Raw genomic sequence first — 14,000 nt, forward strand, 5'->3', positions numbered from 1 at the left:
ACGCAGGGGGGACTTAGACAAAATCAGTATAGCACAATAAAAGTTAAGTTAACAAGATATAGTTTAAAAAGCCGTCCTAAAAGGACGGGGCTTTAACCCAAAATTTCGGTAAAATCGAGGGTCTTCCCCTGACATTTATGATAAAATCAAGAGGCCGACTGACATCTGAGAAGCGATAGCAACCATGACGGGTGTGGACTTACAGCAATTATTACTAGAAAAATGGGGTCGTTCCTACGATATCCAGCTACGACGCATCAAAGATAAGGTTCATGTTCAGGTAATGTGGAAATATCTCGAACAAGCTTCTTTTCCCCTCTCCGAGTCCGAATATCTGGAACATCTCAATGCGATCGCTAATTATCTCCACGAATGGGGTGGTTTTAGTCAATTTCAAGCTTTTATCCGCGAAACCCGCGAGCGTCCCCGTCTTGGTAAAGCGGTTAGTCTGGCCTTAGATTTAGGTGAAAGGGCATCGGAATGGCTGATCAGTGATCAGTGATCAATTTGAGATCAGGCAAGAGGCACTCTTGCAAGAGGCAACACCCCTCCTTGCCCCCCCCGATGTCGGGGGGGTTGGGGGGGCGGGGGAGATTCAGCTAATCTTAAGAATAAGCGCTTTAAATGCGTCTTAGCTTATCAGTGACCAGTGGGATTGTTAAGTGAACAGTATACTGCATTTAAATTGCGTATTGGATATTTTAATACAAATGCTCGAACCCCCCACTCCCCCATCCCCTTCTCTAGACACAAAAAAGGCGTTAAGCTTAACCTTAACGCTTGCCTTTGATTCAATGGCAGTGACTAGCTCTTGCGACGCGCGAAAGCACCAACACCAGCAACGGCTAAGATACCGAGGATAGCAGAAGGTTCGGGAACTTTAACTTTTGGCATTTGTGTGAAGTCGTTGGTGATACTGTTAATGGAACCGGTGGGAGAATCGACCCGGTAAGTGTCTCTGACGAAGAGTTTCGTGATACCGGACGGAACTGGAACCATGTCACCAGAAGCACCCAACGCGGTCGTAGCCGTCGAAGTTCCGATTAACGCCGACCCATTGATACTATCTGACCAAACCATCTTCTCCGTAAAGATACCCGAGTTACCTGCGCCAGTTGCATCATAACCAATACTGAAATCTTTGAACATCTTCGCCGGATCAAGGATCTCGACCGTGTAATCTATGACGAAAGTACCTCCGGATTGGGTCAGAGCGGGACTTGGTCTGTAGTTGAAGGTGTGTCTGTCTATAGTCGGTGACAAGATTTGATCTATGAGAAGAACCCCGTTATTTATAGGACCAGACGTTGGACTGGAGGCGAGGAATGTGAAAAGCTTGTCTCCCACTAGGCAAGGAGCAGACTTGAAACCAGAAAACAGTTGTCCCAATGGTAGAGGACAATCCGCCGCCTGCGCCTGGACGGGGGCAGTATTGGCAAAGCCGAAAGCGGCAACGCTGCCAGCGATGGCAAGAGCACCGGTAGTTACTCGTCTAGAGATGTTTGTGATCATTTTAAGTGGTTTGTTACTTTTTATTAGGGCAAAGTACGTAGACTACGCACTCTAGTATAGTTATAACCTTGCACAGATGAAATGTCAAGTTAATGGAATGAAAAGAAAGTGAGATGCTCCCCAGTAGGGTGCGTTAGCGTAACTCACCAAAAACCTTTCTTTGTGGTGCGTTACGGCAATATTCAGAGCTTGATTTTTGCCCTAAAAACAAGGGATTGCCTAACGCACCCTACCCAACTACTAAAGACTTGTGTGATTTGAAGCGGTCAAGGAAGTATTTATGGTCACAGGTAAGCTAAAACGCAGATGATTACACCTCGACCTAATATTATGTCAAGACTAAAAGTTTTTCTAGTTAGGGTTTGCGGCAAAAAGTTTTTCGGTGGGGGCAGGGTGTGGGGTGTGGGGTGTTAGGGTGTTAGGGTGTTAGGGTTTTAGTTGAAATTCCCCATTCCCCCATTTCCCCATTTCCCCACTTCCCTACTTCCCCACTTCCCCACACCTTTGAAAGAGGATTTAGTATTAGTGGTAACAGCAGCTACCCAATTTTTTTTGGTATTTGCTATGCTGATTGTTAACAATTTGTAATCTTTGGGAAATTTCCTCAATACTGCATGGTCGTTTCTGCTACAATTCCACCCCTAGCTCAAGATACCCTCGCCCTGAAAGCGGTGTGGGCAAATGTCGGCTATGATAGTTGTCCCTACCATTACAATTTCCATCTCCACACCCATTGTTCCGATGGTCAAATGAGTCCCCAAGACTTGATGAGACAAGCGTTAGATATCGGACTAAAAGGATTAGCAATTACTGATCATCACTCGATCGAAGGTTATCGACAAGCCCAAATTTGGCTAGAAAATCAGCATTTAAAGAGTTCTCTACCCCATCTCTGGACAGGGGTAGAAATTACGGCGAATCTCTTAGAGACAGAAGTGCATATTCTTGGCTATGGTTTCGATCCTACTCATACCGTTTTGACTCCCTATCTGCAAAGAGCCAAACCGGAAGGAGATCTAGCTTTGGCCTCTAGAGTCATTAACAGTTTACAGCAAGCGGGGGCCCTAGTGGTTCTCGCCCATCCCTTTCGTTACCATCGCCCCGCGGCCGATTTAGTAGCGGCGGCGGTAGAATTGGGTATTGATGGTATTGAGGCCTTTTATGCCTACGGCAATCCCAAACCCTGGCTACCGAGTCAACGGGAAACCGAACAAGCACTCGCTCTTAGTCGTCAATATCAATTATTCGCCACCTGTAGCACCGATTCCCACGGTAAATCTTTATTACAGCGCATTTAGCCTGATCCCGGGATTAACTGTAAAATAACTAAATTGACTAAACTCGCTCCCTTCTCGATCGAGTGTTAGTTTTTTATGGCCAAAAACAGGGAAGTGGGGAAATGGGGGAATGGGGAAATGGGGAAATGGGGGAATGGGGGAATGGGGGAATGGGGAATTTCAACTAAAACCCTAAAACCCTAACACCCTAACACCCTAAAACCCTAACACCCTAACACCCCAACACCCCAACACCCCAACACCCCAACACCCTGAATGAAAGATTTATTCCTTTACACTTGCTGGTTAATTCCCATTTATGGCTTAATTGGTTCGATTTTAACCTTGCCTTGGTCTTTAGGCATTATTAGTCGCACCGGTCCGCGGCCGGCCGCTTATATTAACCTATTGATGACCGTATTAGGGTTAATACACGGAACGATCGCTTTTAATCAAATTTGGCATCGAGAGACGATTAAACTGACTTTTGAATGGGTAAAAGTGGCCGATCTTAGTTTATCCCTTTCGATCGAACTTTCTCCCGTCAGTTTGGGGACGCTGGAAGTGATTACCCTCATCAGTCTCTTGGCCCAAATCTATGCCCTTGGCTACATGGAAAAGGATTGGTCTTTGGCGAGATTTTATGGCTTAATGGGCTTTTTTGAGGCAGCTTTGGGGGGAATTGCCCTGAGTGACTCCCTACTATTCAGTTACGCTTTCCTAGAGATGTTAACGGTCTCTACCTATCTCCTCGTCGGTTTTTGGTATGCCCAACCTTTGGTAGTAACCGCAGCCCGAGATGCCTTTTTAACCAAGCGCGTCGGCGATATTATTTTATTGATGGGTTTGGTGGCTCTGTCCAGTTACGGAGAAGGATTGAGTTTTTCTCAGTTAGAAAATTGGGCAGTAAATAACCCTGTACCGCCTCTGACGGCGACTTTGTTAGGATTAGCCCTTATTGCTGGTCCAACGGGTAAATGCGCCCAATTTCCCCTGAATTTGTGGCTAGATGAGGCGATGGAGGGACCAAATCCAGCCGGAATCATGCGGAATTCGATCGTGGTTTCGGCGGGGGCCTATGTTTTAATTAAGCTGCAGCCGGTGTTTACCCTATCTCCGATCGCTGCCAATGTTTTAATAGTGTTGGGGACAATGACGGCAATCGGTACTTCTCTGATGGCCTTATCCCAAATTGATATTAAACGGGTTTTATGCCACTCCACCAGTGCCTATCTCGGTTTGGTCTTTATTGCGGTGGGATTAGGTCATGTGGATATCGCTTTACTAATTTTATTCTCCCATGCGATCGCAAAAGCTTTATTGTTTATGAGCGCAGGGGCATTAATTCTCACCACCAGTAACCAGAATATCACGGAAATGGGGGGAATTTGGGCAAGAATGCCGGCTACAACCATGGCTTTTTTAGGAGGTTCCGCGGGGATGACGGTTTTAATGCCCCTGGGGATGTTTTGGACATTAAAACGGTGGTTAAGTGGTGAATGGGCGATTCCTTGGTGGTTATTAGCGGTTTTAATCTTTGTTAATTGTCTTAGCATCGTCAATCTTACTCGGGTATTTCGTTTAGTCTTTTTGGGACAAACCCAAAGTAAGACCCATCGCACCCCTGAAGTGGCTTGGCCGATGGCTTTGCCCATGGTATCGTTGATTTTAATCGTTTTATTGGCCCCGATTATTCCCCTACGTTGGGATTTTTGGCTATCTTTCACCAATCCTCTCGTTAATAACCAGAGTTTTACTATTGTCTGGGGTTTTCCCTTGCTGATGGCCTCTGGAGTAATTGGCCTAGTTATCGGGTTAATGGTAGAGTTAAGACGAGCTTGGGCGAGACCAACCGGGTTAATACTGCGATTCTTGCAGGATTTGTTCGCTTATGACTTCTATCTTGATCGCATCTATCAGTTTACCGTGGTTTTAGCCGTGGGAAGCTTGTCAAAAATTACCGCTTGGCTCGATCGTTATATTATTGATGGTCTGGTTAATTTGGTCAGTTTAGCGACGATTTTTAGCGGCAGTGCCTTAAAGTATAATGTTTCCGGTCAATCACAGTTTTATGTCTTGACTATTCTATTCGGAATAGGGGGATTAATCTGGCTCTTATTAAACGGTCAATGGTCACTGATAACTGATTATTGGTCATCCCTTTTGACTCGTTGAACCCTGTGGCAACTTTTGCCCCTCTATTTTAACCTAAACATTGGGAATCTTCGCTAACATTCCTCAACTGGGCCCACAAGAGCGGCATCGCACTTAAAGTCACAGCTTCAATCAATCTGCATGGTGCGTTCCCAAAAATCGATCGGTGGAGCAGTAAGACCCCCATTAGGGAACGCACCCTACGGCTCTCTAACGTTTGAATTAACCAGCAATTATTGTAGGTTGGGTTGACGCAAGGAAACCCAACAAAGAGTAATCTTTGGGGTGGTTGGGTTTCGCTTTTTCAAGCGAGTTGAGCTATTTTCGACCCAGTATTGTTTCGCTCAACCCAACCTACGAGGCGAGGCGATCGCACTACAAGATCGGTGATCGCACTGTAGCCATGTTTTTGCCAGTTTTCTGCCCCGAAACAAGCTATAATGGTCGAAGGGTCAAATTTGAAAAATTTTGCCTCAAACCCTATCTGCGTAAGGACTTCAGGAGTTTGTGTCCAGTAGTCCATTGGTATTATATTGCTTTAACTCAGGCTGTGTAAGACTTTTAGCCATAGCTAGTATATTTATACGGGGGAAGTCCAGTTCTATCAGCAGCCGATCAATTTGATTCAACTCATGTTCTTTAAAGCCTCGGTTCTTTTCTAGGAAGACGGGAGCGAGACAAAATTTCGCAATTTGCTTATCCCTCTTGATATGTTAAAATTATGGTGATTAGGCTGATCAACTCCGCTTATGGATGAAAGCTTTGAATGGGATGAAGATAAAAATCTTTTAAACCAACAGAAACACGATGTTTCCTTTGAATTAGCCCAATACGCATTTTTTGACCCCAACAGAGTTATCGTACAAGATCTAGCTCACAGTCAAGAAAAAAATCGATTTTACTGTATGGGGCAAGTTAATGAAGGAATCATCACAGTGCGCTTTACTTACCGGGAAGGAAAAGTTAGAATTTTTGGAGCTGGTTATTGGCGAAAAGGACGTAAACTATATGAACAGCAAAATAACTTATACTGATGAACCAATGGAACTGGGACAAGTCGTTAAAGATTTTTTACCGCCCCCAGACCAGTTAGTTCCTAAAGGTAAAACCAAAACTAATCAAGTAACATTAGAATTAACAGAAGAAAGTGTAAGCTTCTTTAAATCTCAAGCAGATCGAAAGCAAATTCTTTAGGAAAAAATAATCGAATTACTGGTTGAACAATATGCTCATGAATGTATATCTGATGGTTAAACGCCTCATAAGAGCATTGTCTAACCGACATTATAGCTAACCTGAAAAAGGTGCGTTACACGCGCGTTTTCGCACCCTACAAGATCGGCATCGCACTTAAACTCACAGTTTCAATCCATGGGCATGGTGCGTTCCCCAAAAATCGATCGGTGGAGCGGTAGGAGCCAGATTAGGGAACGCACCCTAGAGCGATGGCGTGCTGCTACGCAGTGCCTTCGGCATCGCACTAAAATTGCTCCAGCAGCATATCGTACTCTGCATGGGAACCAACCCAGAACCAAATCACCGTATCATCCTCTAATTGACCGACAGCACGATAATCCCTATTGATGCGTGCAGAATAGATGGGCAGCTTTGGATGGACTTTCTTGAATCGCAAGCTGGGATAGCTTGGGTCTTCTTTGAATTGCCGATACGCTTTACGGGTCTGCTCTTGAATCGGTTTTGGAAGATCTGCAAACATCTCCCGAAAACGAGCAGTGGTACAAGACTTCACAACGTTTCTGGGTCTAATTCTTGAGTCTTGCCCAATCGATGTTCTGCCATTGCTTCGGCTGCTAGTTTAGCCAGCAAGTTTGGTGAGCGGGCAAAGGAGTCATCCCATCGCTGCTCTTCTTCGAGTTCTGCCAAAATTAGGGTTGCGATTGCGTCCTGTTGAGCGGTTGACAAGGTTTTTAATTGGGCGATCGCCTGCTCAAGTCGTTCAGTCATATACAACATCTAACGTATAGGGCTTAATATATTCTAGCTTTCACGTTGCTACAGCGATGGCGTACTGCTACCCAGTGCCTTCAGCATCGCACTCTACTTCAACGCTTCGATCGTAACTAAACCACCCTCAATTGCCTGAATTCGCAAATCGTATCCTCGTAATAGCTGCATCCCAATCAACGGAACCGTCTCTGATTCGTTGATGTAAATCTCACGATATTGCCCGTCCCAGATCACAAGCCCGATGTAAACTTCAAACGTGCAGAAAGTCCCATCGCCTAACGTCGCAAGATCTCGACCCTCCCAAATAAACCCTAACCTAGCAATTATGTCAGACGGCAAGGTGAGAAAACCCGAAAATCCTGTATCAATTACAGCATCTACTATCTGCGTTGTTTCATTGTTTCTGACTGCGATCGCTAACGTCGCCTCACACCGTTGATTTACACGACCTTGCATCATGGCTTTGTTCTCAGGCTCCTTGCGCCAAAGTGATCAACGGCTGAATGCCCAATGCGAACAAACCATGTCTGAGTATCAGGCACTCGTGCAGAAAGTTGCTTCGCTGCGCTTACCAAATCATCCGCTACTTCAAAAGCCCCTGTTTCAATGTCGATCGCCACAATTCTCCCCTGATTTCCCTCCTCGACTTGGGGACGTACCTGAGATTGATAAATCTCATTGCCACGTCGAGCAAATTCTTCTTTACTGTAGCGGGGTTGTCGAACTGTCATTGAAGCGACCCTGTGGCGACTTTTGCCCCTCTATTTTAACCAAACATTGGGAATCTTCGCTAACATTCCTCAACTGGTCCGACCAGAGCGGCATCGCACCTAAACTCACAGCTTCAATCCATGGGCATGGTGCGTTCCCCAAAAATCGATCGGTGGAGCGGTAGAAGTTGCATTAGGGAACGCACCCTACCAGATCGGCGATCTGCTACGCAGTGCCTTTGGCATCGCACTACCCAGTGCCTTCAGCATTCCACCTAAACTCACAGCTTCAATCAATGTGCATGGTGCGTTCCTCAAAATCGATCGGTGGAGCAGTAAGACCCCCATTAGGGAACGCACCCTACGGATTGTTTTACTACACATTATAGGTCAACTTTCTGCACAACACTCTCCAGAGTAACGATATAGATCAACTTTCTGTATATCACTCGATTTAGGCGCAATTGCAAGAAACTTTCCCCATATCACACCCAAAAGCGTGTTAGCCAGAAGAGCTTACTGCAAACAATCTCTTTTCAAGAGACTTATCACAGAAGCTTTCTAGAGTTCTAGCAAAGATTCTTAGATCTGACTGCACTTTGTCACAAAACTTCACTATTATTTTGACACTTTTAATAGTTGGAGCGGAAACATTGATCGCCAAGTCTGGTCAATTTTTGTCCAACGCATTTCAGGAAATGACCTAAATAAGTAGCTAGAGATAATTAATTACACATATTTAACCACCTGTTGCCTATTCTAACCAAGAAATTAATTTTGTCCTCTTACTTAATTACTGTTTATTTTGTAATTTTATCACTAATTCTTGGAAAGGTTGCCAATCATCTTTATAGGTAATTGCCTCCCAAACCGATTCGATTAGCGGTCTAAGTAAAGCGGTTTTAGGATTATAATGCGTTAAGGTGTCGCCAATTTGAGCCAAAGAATCTGGGGGTAATTGATTTAAGACCAAACTATATAACTCTCGCCAACGTTGCCAATCAGCTTTGGGTAAATCCATATTTTCAAGAATTAGAGAACTATTTTCTCGCCAACCGTAATTAAATTGTTCACTTAATTGATAGAAAAAGTCGTGATAACCGAGGCCAGTTTCTTGGAGAACTTCCACGGTTTTGCTGACCAGTAAAGCAGATTCGGGAGTAAAAATATCCTCAAAACCTAACTTTTTAAGCATCATTTTTTGATAATAAAAATTGTAATGCTGGTCATAGTTAGCCAAAGCCAGATCTAACTCTAACAAGGAGACGACCATGGCCAGGGGAGATTGCAGTAACTCTAGATTTAAACGACAGATAAAAGGCTGATTACCATAACTATAACGGCCGCCGTAGTCGAAATAGGCCGCCGTAAATTGGGGGTTATAGGAAGGAATAAAAGCGTAGGGACCATAATCGAAACTTTCCCCGGTAATTGACATATTATCGGTATTGAGAACCCCATGACAAAAACCGGCGGCCATCCATTGGGCTGCTAATTTAGCGGTTCTTTCAATCAAAGCGGCGTAAAATTTTAAATAGCGATCGCTATCTTGGGGATCGATTTCAGGATAATAATAAATAATCACATGATCGAGGAGTCTTTTAATTAAATCGCTACGTTTAATATGAAATAAACGCTCAAAAGTCCCAAAACGAATATGAGAATTACTAACTCGAATCATCACCGAAGATCGCGTCGGGGAAGGTTCATCGCCGCGCCAGAGGGATTCCCCCGTTTCCACCAAACTCAAACAGCGAGAGGTATTCACCCCTAAACCCCGTAAAGCTTCCCCGGCTAAGACTTCTCTAACTCCACCCTTGAGAGTTAACCTACCGTCTGCATGACGAGAATAGGGGGTCCGTCCCGATCCTTTCGTACCAAAATCGTATAATTTGCCATCAATACCCCTAACTTGACCGTAGAGAAAACCGCGACCATCCCCTAAAAAAGGATTATACTCGCCAAATTGATAACCGTGGTAACGCAGGGCTAAAAAAGGGGTCAGGGATTGAAATTTACCAAAAGCCTCGATAAAATGCTCATCTAAGCTTAATTCTGGCTGAATTCCCACCAAAGGTAATAAAGCATCATTGCGAAAACGAAGGATATGACGGGGAAAATCCGCGGCCGCGACTTGATCGTAGTATTGGTCCCCCAAGTCCTGCATGGCGCTTTCGTAAGGGAGACTGAGAAAGGGATTGGTGAGATGGTCTGTCATAGTGGTGGTGTCGATCGAGCGTTGAGGCGATAAAGTGGTAAAGATAGCCAAAAAATTTTCCTACTGAGACTATCAAACAGCGATGCCCGATTCTATTATGTATCAAGGGGACTATTTTCTTGTCCTTGAGGCCGATCAAACTGAACAATTCCAGACTCCCGACCAGTTGCGGGATAAGTTAAAAGATTTAATCACCGCAAAACCGGAGATTTGTCCCCGACAATTGGCGAAATTCTCTAGTTTTGAGGAAAAAGCTCTCTATCTGCGCGATAATTACTGTGAGTTGGACCTGGGTGAGAAGGGTTATTTACAATGGTATCTAGTGCGTTTGGAAAAATAAGTAAACCCGCTTTTTAACTTTTTACTTTCTAACTTGATCATTATGGGAGAAATAGAAGATTTACTGGCACAAATGAAGGCAGAATACCAGAAACGGGATCAGGAAAAACCGATGCCGTCCCCTTCTTCTCGCCAAGAAAAAGATCGTTCCCTGGCTGAATTTAAGGTTAATTATGCCAGCGATTCTTCTACCGATGCGCTTTTAAAAGCTTTAGCCTTAGAAAACCAAGAAAGGCAACAACAGGAGGCAGCGGAAAAAGAAAAAGCAGCGGCATTAAAAAAGCAGCGTAAGCGAGAAGCTTTAACTAGAAAGGCGAAGCAATGGTTAGATAAATTGGATGCTAAATCGGAGGAAGGACGCTGGTTTGAGGAGTTTTCCTATGGCTACGATTCTCCTTTAGAAGCGGCGATTACTTATCTAGAAGCTTTGGGAGAAGTGGACATTTCTAAATGATCAGGTCTAATTTAAAGTTGTGGGTAAATTTGCTTGGTCAAAAACTCGATTATGCCACCAAATATTATCACCGGCTAGAATATTTGTGCCGTAACGGGGAACGATGCCATAAACAGTGCCGGGGTCATAATCCAAAGCTTGACTGATGAGATTGTAGAGACGTTGTAGATCAAAACCCCGGGGGTCACAATGGGGATATTTTCCTTGATTAATCAGAAAACTATCCACGGCAAAATGGCTGACAATTTGCGGTAATTGTCCCGTTTGTAAGGCTGCTAGGAGATAATATTTCGCCGTTTGTTGGTATTGAAAATCGCTGTAACCGGGGAGGGGTTGCAAGCGTCCTTTGGTCAAACAGTGGGATCCCGGCGCTTGTACCAGTTCAATGTTAACACTGGAGATAACCCGACGATTTCTTTCGGCAAAAACTGGTCGCAAGCGATCGCAATTAGGGTGAGATAGCTGCTGACAAATCGCTTCTGTTGCCCATAATGCGGTGCTTTTTGCCCCATCAAAGTAATTTGTGGGATATTCTTTGACTAAACGCCTAAAGACGGCTTCTGAAGGCGTATTTAACCAAATTCTTGCTCTTTTTTCTAACTCAGGAGCCGATCGCGTACTCAAAGGAACACCCTCTAAAGCAAGTGCAAAACCCTTGACGCGGATAGTTTCTGGGGTAAGTTGCCACAGTTGACGCACTAATTGATCTCTGGTGTCTGCGGGCAGCATTTCGGCCGCTTGTTCATAAAAAGTGGCCGTGGGACGGTGACGTTCAAAAAAAGGCCGGGCGATCGAGTCTAAAATGTCTCTATCCCTAGAATTCTGTTTGCGGGGGATGTAAACATTGGGACCCAATTTCATCGGACCGCGAGCATATTTTTTCTGTTCTTCGATGTTACCCGCAGTCATACTCCAAGCTGTGTCGTGGAGAATAAACAAAGGGGTGCGATCGAGGGTTAATTCGGTTTCTGGCGGGGTAATTTGCAAAAATTCGGCGATTTTCTGCTTTTCTAACTCATCTAGGCTCTTACCGGCTAAATTCTCCCCCACAGTGGAGGGATTAAAAATATTTATGGTGGCAGTGGAAAGACTAGAGGTATTCAGTTTTAAAATCAGTAGGGACAAGACCAAGCTAATCACCAAAGAAGTCACTCCCGATCGCCATTGTTCCGGGGGAAAGATAGAATATCTAGGGAGAGAAAATTGTCTTGATTTTTGCCGTCTTTGTCGATTCATCGGACCCTTTTAACTCTTTCCACCCATTGTATTGACTTTCTCGAAAAAGGGAATTAATACTAAATCCGTTGAGCATAGGCTACATATCAGGATAGGCACTCTTGCAATAGGCAGCTTTATTCTCCCCACACCCCACACCCCACACCCCACTTCCCCACACCCCACACCCCACACCCTACACATAATTACTGAGGAACCATTGGGTATTAAAAGCTCGATCGCAGGATATTTCTAGTAATCTTAGGCCTGATTCTGGTAAAACTGCGATTTTTTGCTGAAAATCAGTCCAATCACTGATTAAATGGTAATCAATACCGTAGGTGTGACAGAGTTGGCAAAAGTCGATATTTTGGGGAGTGGCAAAAAATTCTTCAAAGGGAGGGTCAAATTTGGCGATCGGCAACATCTGGAAAATGCCTCCCCCCTTGTTATTGATTAAAATTATGGTCAAGGAGCCAACAAAATATTTTTTGATTAAAAAACCATTTGTGTCATGTAATAGGGCTAAATCTCCCGTTAATAGCAGACTAGGGACATTTTTATAAGCTATTCCTATCGCAGTGGAGAGGTTGCCGTCGATGCCATTGGCCCCGCGGTTAAAATAAGGACGAATTTGGCGATCGCTAGGCGGGTTAAAAAACTCGGCATAGCGAACAGGCATACTATTAGAGATAAAGATCGGGGTGCGGGGGGGGAGGTATTGGGAGAGCAGCCAGGGGATTTTACCTTCAATCAGTTTAGTTTCTGCTGCCAAAAGGCGATCGATTTTAAATCTGGCTTGCTGGTCGAATTTTTGCCATAATTGCCGATATTCTCGGTTATTATCGACTTTATCTGGGAATAGATCCCCTAATTGCTCGATATTTACCCTGAGATGTCCGGTTTTTCCCTGTAGAGGATCGTAATTATCGGGATGGGGATCGATAATCCAGCGCGGACAGTCGATTTCTTCTAACCAGGTCCGTAATTCTTTGCTGGTGGGTAATTCGCCAATTTGCAGGACAACATCGGGGGTTAATTGGGTTCTAAGGGCAGGATTCCGCAATAATAAATCATAGGTGGTGATGAGATGGGGATTTAACCCTGCATAGTTTCGCAGAGGAGATAAAGCTTCCGCTAAGACGGGATATTGTTGCGATCGGGCTAAATCAGCGATCGCCTGACAGTAACTTTCAGGGTTTTGCGGGGAAGCTAATCCCGCGATGATAATTCCTTTGGAGGGTAAAGAATTAATTTGGAGAATTGAGTGGTTAATGGCGATATTTTGCCGAGATATGTGGCTAAAAAAAGCCTCTTGGTCAAAATTAGCCTCTAAATTGTTAATTTCTAGATCGGGAGTTGGTGCGAGGGGATCCCGAAATGGTAAGTTCAGATGCACCACTCCGGGGACAGGATCGAGACAGCGCCACCACGCGTGGATGATAGTTTGACGGAGATAGCGTAAACGCTCGATATTGGCACTAGGACAGCTAATTTCCGCTTGCCAATTTGGATAATTACCGTAGAGTTTGACTTGATCGATAGTCTGACCGGCGTGAGCATGACGCAATTCTGGGGGGCGATCGGCGGTTAGAATTAATAAAGGGACATGACTTTCTTTTGCTTCAATGACTGCGGGATAAAAATTAGCCGTGGCAGTGCCAGAAGTGCAGACTAAAACCACCGGTTGATATAATTGTTTGGCTAATCCCAGGGCAAAAAAGGCGGCCGAGCGCTCGTCTAAGATGGGAATAGCTTCAATCTGGGGATGTCTTGCCAAGGCTATCGTTAAAGGAGTCGATCGCGATCCGGGAGAAACCACCCCTATCTTCAATCCCAAACGGGCCAATGTTTCGACTAAAATAGAACCCCAAAGTGTATTAAGATTGCGAAAATCGATCGACATTTATCAGTTCAGTGCAAAGGTTAGGGAACAATAAGATAAATTTAACATTGGCTGGAACCAGCCAAGAATAAGTTATTCCTGAGTCAGCGATGCAGAAGTTATTAAAAGAGGGCGAAGGCAATTAGTCCCTACAATAATATTATTGCGCCAATGGTAAGGGCGCATCGCCTGCGTCCAAAATGTCCTATAGATATTTCGACCAAATTGAGATGCACCCAGTTTTCAAGTTCCCTATAGCTAAAGCAAA

Annotated in this window: 15 protein-coding genes; 7 read left to right on the top strand and 8 right to left on the bottom strand. The window is 44.5% G+C overall.

The window, feature by feature from the left end; translation table 11 throughout:
- The first annotated feature begins 184 nt into the window (after positions 1-184).
- Positions 185-502: a DUF3067 family protein gene (locus tag H6G48_RS20975; RefSeq protein ID WP_002756874.1), complete on the top strand. Its 318-nt coding sequence runs from the start codon at positions 185-187 to the stop codon at positions 500-502.
- Positions 503-804: 302 nt separating this feature from the next.
- Here H6G48_RS20975 and H6G48_RS20980 read toward each other — a convergent pair whose 3' ends face one another.
- Positions 805-1,512, bottom strand: a complete 708-nt coding sequence (locus H6G48_RS20980; RefSeq protein WP_190723072.1) for a PEP-CTERM sorting domain-containing protein — start codon at positions 1,510-1,512, stop codon at positions 805-807.
- Positions 1,513-2,126: 614 nt separating this feature from the next.
- On the opposite strand from H6G48_RS20980, the gene H6G48_RS20985 reads away from it, so the two are divergent.
- The 4 genes from H6G48_RS20985 to H6G48_RS21000 all read left to right on the top strand — a co-directional run bounded on the left by H6G48_RS20985 (position 2,127) and on the right by H6G48_RS21000 (position 6,137).
- Entirely contained in the window at positions 2,127-2,810 is a 684-nt protein-coding gene (locus H6G48_RS20985; RefSeq protein WP_190723073.1) for a PHP domain-containing protein, read from the top strand.
- A gap of 255 nt (positions 2,811-3,065) precedes the next feature.
- Complete coding sequence (locus tag H6G48_RS20990) at positions 3,066-4,964, top strand: NAD(P)H-quinone oxidoreductase subunit F (protein ID WP_190723074.1); 1,899 nt, start codon at positions 3,066-3,068, stop codon at positions 4,962-4,964.
- A gap of 728 nt (positions 4,965-5,692) precedes the next feature.
- Positions 5,693-5,977 carry a BrnT family toxin gene (locus H6G48_RS20995; RefSeq protein WP_190723075.1) on the top strand — a complete coding sequence of 95 codons (285 nt, stop codon included), beginning with the start codon at positions 5,693-5,695 and terminating at the stop codon, positions 5,975-5,977.
- The gene (locus H6G48_RS21000; protein ID WP_147072460.1) at positions 5,952-6,137 is read left to right on the top strand and encodes a hypothetical protein; all 186 of its coding nucleotides are present in this window, start codon (positions 5,952-5,954) and stop codon (positions 6,135-6,137) included. The genes H6G48_RS20995 and H6G48_RS21000 overlap by 26 nt, the downstream gene beginning before the upstream one ends.
- Before the next feature lie 286 nt (positions 6,138-6,423).
- Here H6G48_RS21000 and H6G48_RS21005 read toward each other — a convergent pair whose 3' ends face one another.
- The 5 genes from H6G48_RS21005 to H6G48_RS21025 form a co-directional block, all read right to left on the bottom strand.
- Positions 6,424-6,693: a type II toxin-antitoxin system RelE family toxin gene (locus H6G48_RS21005; protein ID WP_079208269.1), complete on the bottom strand. Its 270-nt coding sequence runs from the start codon at positions 6,691-6,693 to the stop codon at positions 6,424-6,426.
- Positions 6,690-6,908 (bottom strand): hypothetical protein, encoded by a 219-nt coding sequence (locus H6G48_RS21010; RefSeq protein ID WP_079208267.1) that lies wholly within the window; start codon positions 6,906-6,908, stop codon positions 6,690-6,692. The genes H6G48_RS21005 and H6G48_RS21010 overlap by 4 nt, the downstream gene beginning before the upstream one ends.
- A gap of 93 nt (positions 6,909-7,001) precedes the next feature.
- The gene (locus H6G48_RS21015; RefSeq protein ID WP_043997603.1) at positions 7,002-7,370 is read right to left on the bottom strand and encodes an aspartyl protease; all 369 of its coding nucleotides are present in this window, start codon (positions 7,368-7,370) and stop codon (positions 7,002-7,004) included.
- On the bottom strand, positions 7,367-7,642 hold the full coding sequence (locus H6G48_RS21020; protein WP_002737737.1) for a hypothetical protein: 276 nt from the start codon (positions 7,640-7,642) through the stop codon (positions 7,367-7,369). The genes H6G48_RS21015 and H6G48_RS21020 overlap by 4 nt, the downstream gene beginning before the upstream one ends.
- A gap of 772 nt (positions 7,643-8,414) precedes the next feature.
- On the bottom strand, positions 8,415-9,839 hold the full coding sequence (locus H6G48_RS21025; protein WP_190723086.1) for a protein adenylyltransferase SelO: 1,425 nt from the start codon (positions 9,837-9,839) through the stop codon (positions 8,415-8,417).
- Between the two features lie 82 nt (positions 9,840-9,921).
- Here H6G48_RS21025 and H6G48_RS21030 point away from each other — a divergent pair, with 82 nt between their 5' ends.
- On the top strand, positions 9,922-10,179 hold the full coding sequence (locus H6G48_RS21030) for a CRR7 family NDH-1 assembly protein (RefSeq protein ID WP_190723076.1): 258 nt from the start codon (positions 9,922-9,924) through the stop codon (positions 10,177-10,179).
- Between the two features lie 42 nt (positions 10,180-10,221).
- Positions 10,222-10,632, top strand: a complete 411-nt coding sequence (locus tag H6G48_RS21035) for a salt stress protein, Slr1339 family (protein WP_190723077.1) — start codon at positions 10,222-10,224, stop codon at positions 10,630-10,632.
- A 6-nt stretch (positions 10,633-10,638) separates the two neighbouring features.
- On the opposite strand, the gene H6G48_RS21040 is transcribed toward H6G48_RS21035, so the two are convergent.
- Complete coding sequence (locus tag H6G48_RS21040) at positions 10,639-11,868, bottom strand: hypothetical protein (RefSeq protein WP_147072466.1); 1,230 nt, start codon at positions 11,866-11,868, stop codon at positions 10,639-10,641.
- A gap of 175 nt (positions 11,869-12,043) precedes the next feature.
- Entirely contained in the window at positions 12,044-13,753 is a 1,710-nt protein-coding gene (gene menD, locus H6G48_RS21045; protein ID WP_190723078.1) for a 2-succinyl-5-enolpyruvyl-6-hydroxy-3-cyclohexene-1-carboxylic-acid synthase, read from the bottom strand.
- Positions 13,754-14,000: the final 247 nt, after the last annotated feature.

This window comes from Microcystis flos-aquae FACHB-1344 (genome assembly GCF_014698375.1).
Taxonomy (GTDB): Bacteria; Cyanobacteriota; Cyanobacteriia; order Cyanobacteriales; family Microcystaceae; genus Microcystis; species Microcystis aeruginosa.

Bases quoted from the DNA above. Each gene is read 5' to 3' on its own strand.
- H6G48_RS20990 (WP_190723074.1), top strand. From the start codon at position 3,066: ATGAAAGATTTATTCCTTTACACTTGCTGGTTAATTCCCATTTATGGC.
- H6G48_RS21030 (WP_190723076.1), top strand. From the start codon at position 9,922: ATGCCCGATTCTATTATGTATCAAGGGGACTATTTTCTTGTCCTTGAG.
- H6G48_RS21015 (WP_043997603.1), bottom strand. From the start codon at position 7,370: ATGATGCAAGGTCGTGTAAATCAACGGTGTGAGGCGACGTTAGCGATC.
- H6G48_RS21000 (WP_147072460.1), top strand. From the start codon at position 5,952: ATGAACAGCAAAATAACTTATACTGATGAACCAATGGAACTGGGACAA.
- H6G48_RS21020 (WP_002737737.1), bottom strand. From the start codon at position 7,642: ATGACAGTTCGACAACCCCGCTACAGTAAAGAAGAATTTGCTCGACGT.
- H6G48_RS21040 (WP_147072466.1), bottom strand. From the start codon at position 11,868: ATGAATCGACAAAGACGGCAAAAATCAAGACAATTTTCTCTCCCTAGA.
- H6G48_RS20980 (WP_190723072.1), bottom strand. From the start codon at position 1,512: ATGATCACAAACATCTCTAGACGAGTAACTACCGGTGCTCTTGCCATC.
- H6G48_RS20985 (WP_190723073.1), top strand. From the start codon at position 2,127: ATGGTCGTTTCTGCTACAATTCCACCCCTAGCTCAAGATACCCTCGCC.
- H6G48_RS20995 (WP_190723075.1), top strand. From the start codon at position 5,693: ATGGATGAAAGCTTTGAATGGGATGAAGATAAAAATCTTTTAAACCAA.
- H6G48_RS21035 (WP_190723077.1), top strand. From the start codon at position 10,222: ATGGGAGAAATAGAAGATTTACTGGCACAAATGAAGGCAGAATACCAG.
- H6G48_RS20975 (WP_002756874.1), top strand. From the start codon at position 185: ATGACGGGTGTGGACTTACAGCAATTATTACTAGAAAAATGGGGTCGT.
- menD (WP_190723078.1), bottom strand. From the start codon at position 13,753: ATGTCGATCGATTTTCGCAATCTTAATACACTTTGGGGTTCTATTTTA.
- H6G48_RS21025 (WP_190723086.1), bottom strand. From the start codon at position 9,839: ATGACAGACCATCTCACCAATCCCTTTCTCAGTCTCCCTTACGAAAGC.
- H6G48_RS21010 (WP_079208267.1), bottom strand. From the start codon at position 6,908: ATGACTGAACGACTTGAGCAGGCGATCGCCCAATTAAAAACCTTGTCA.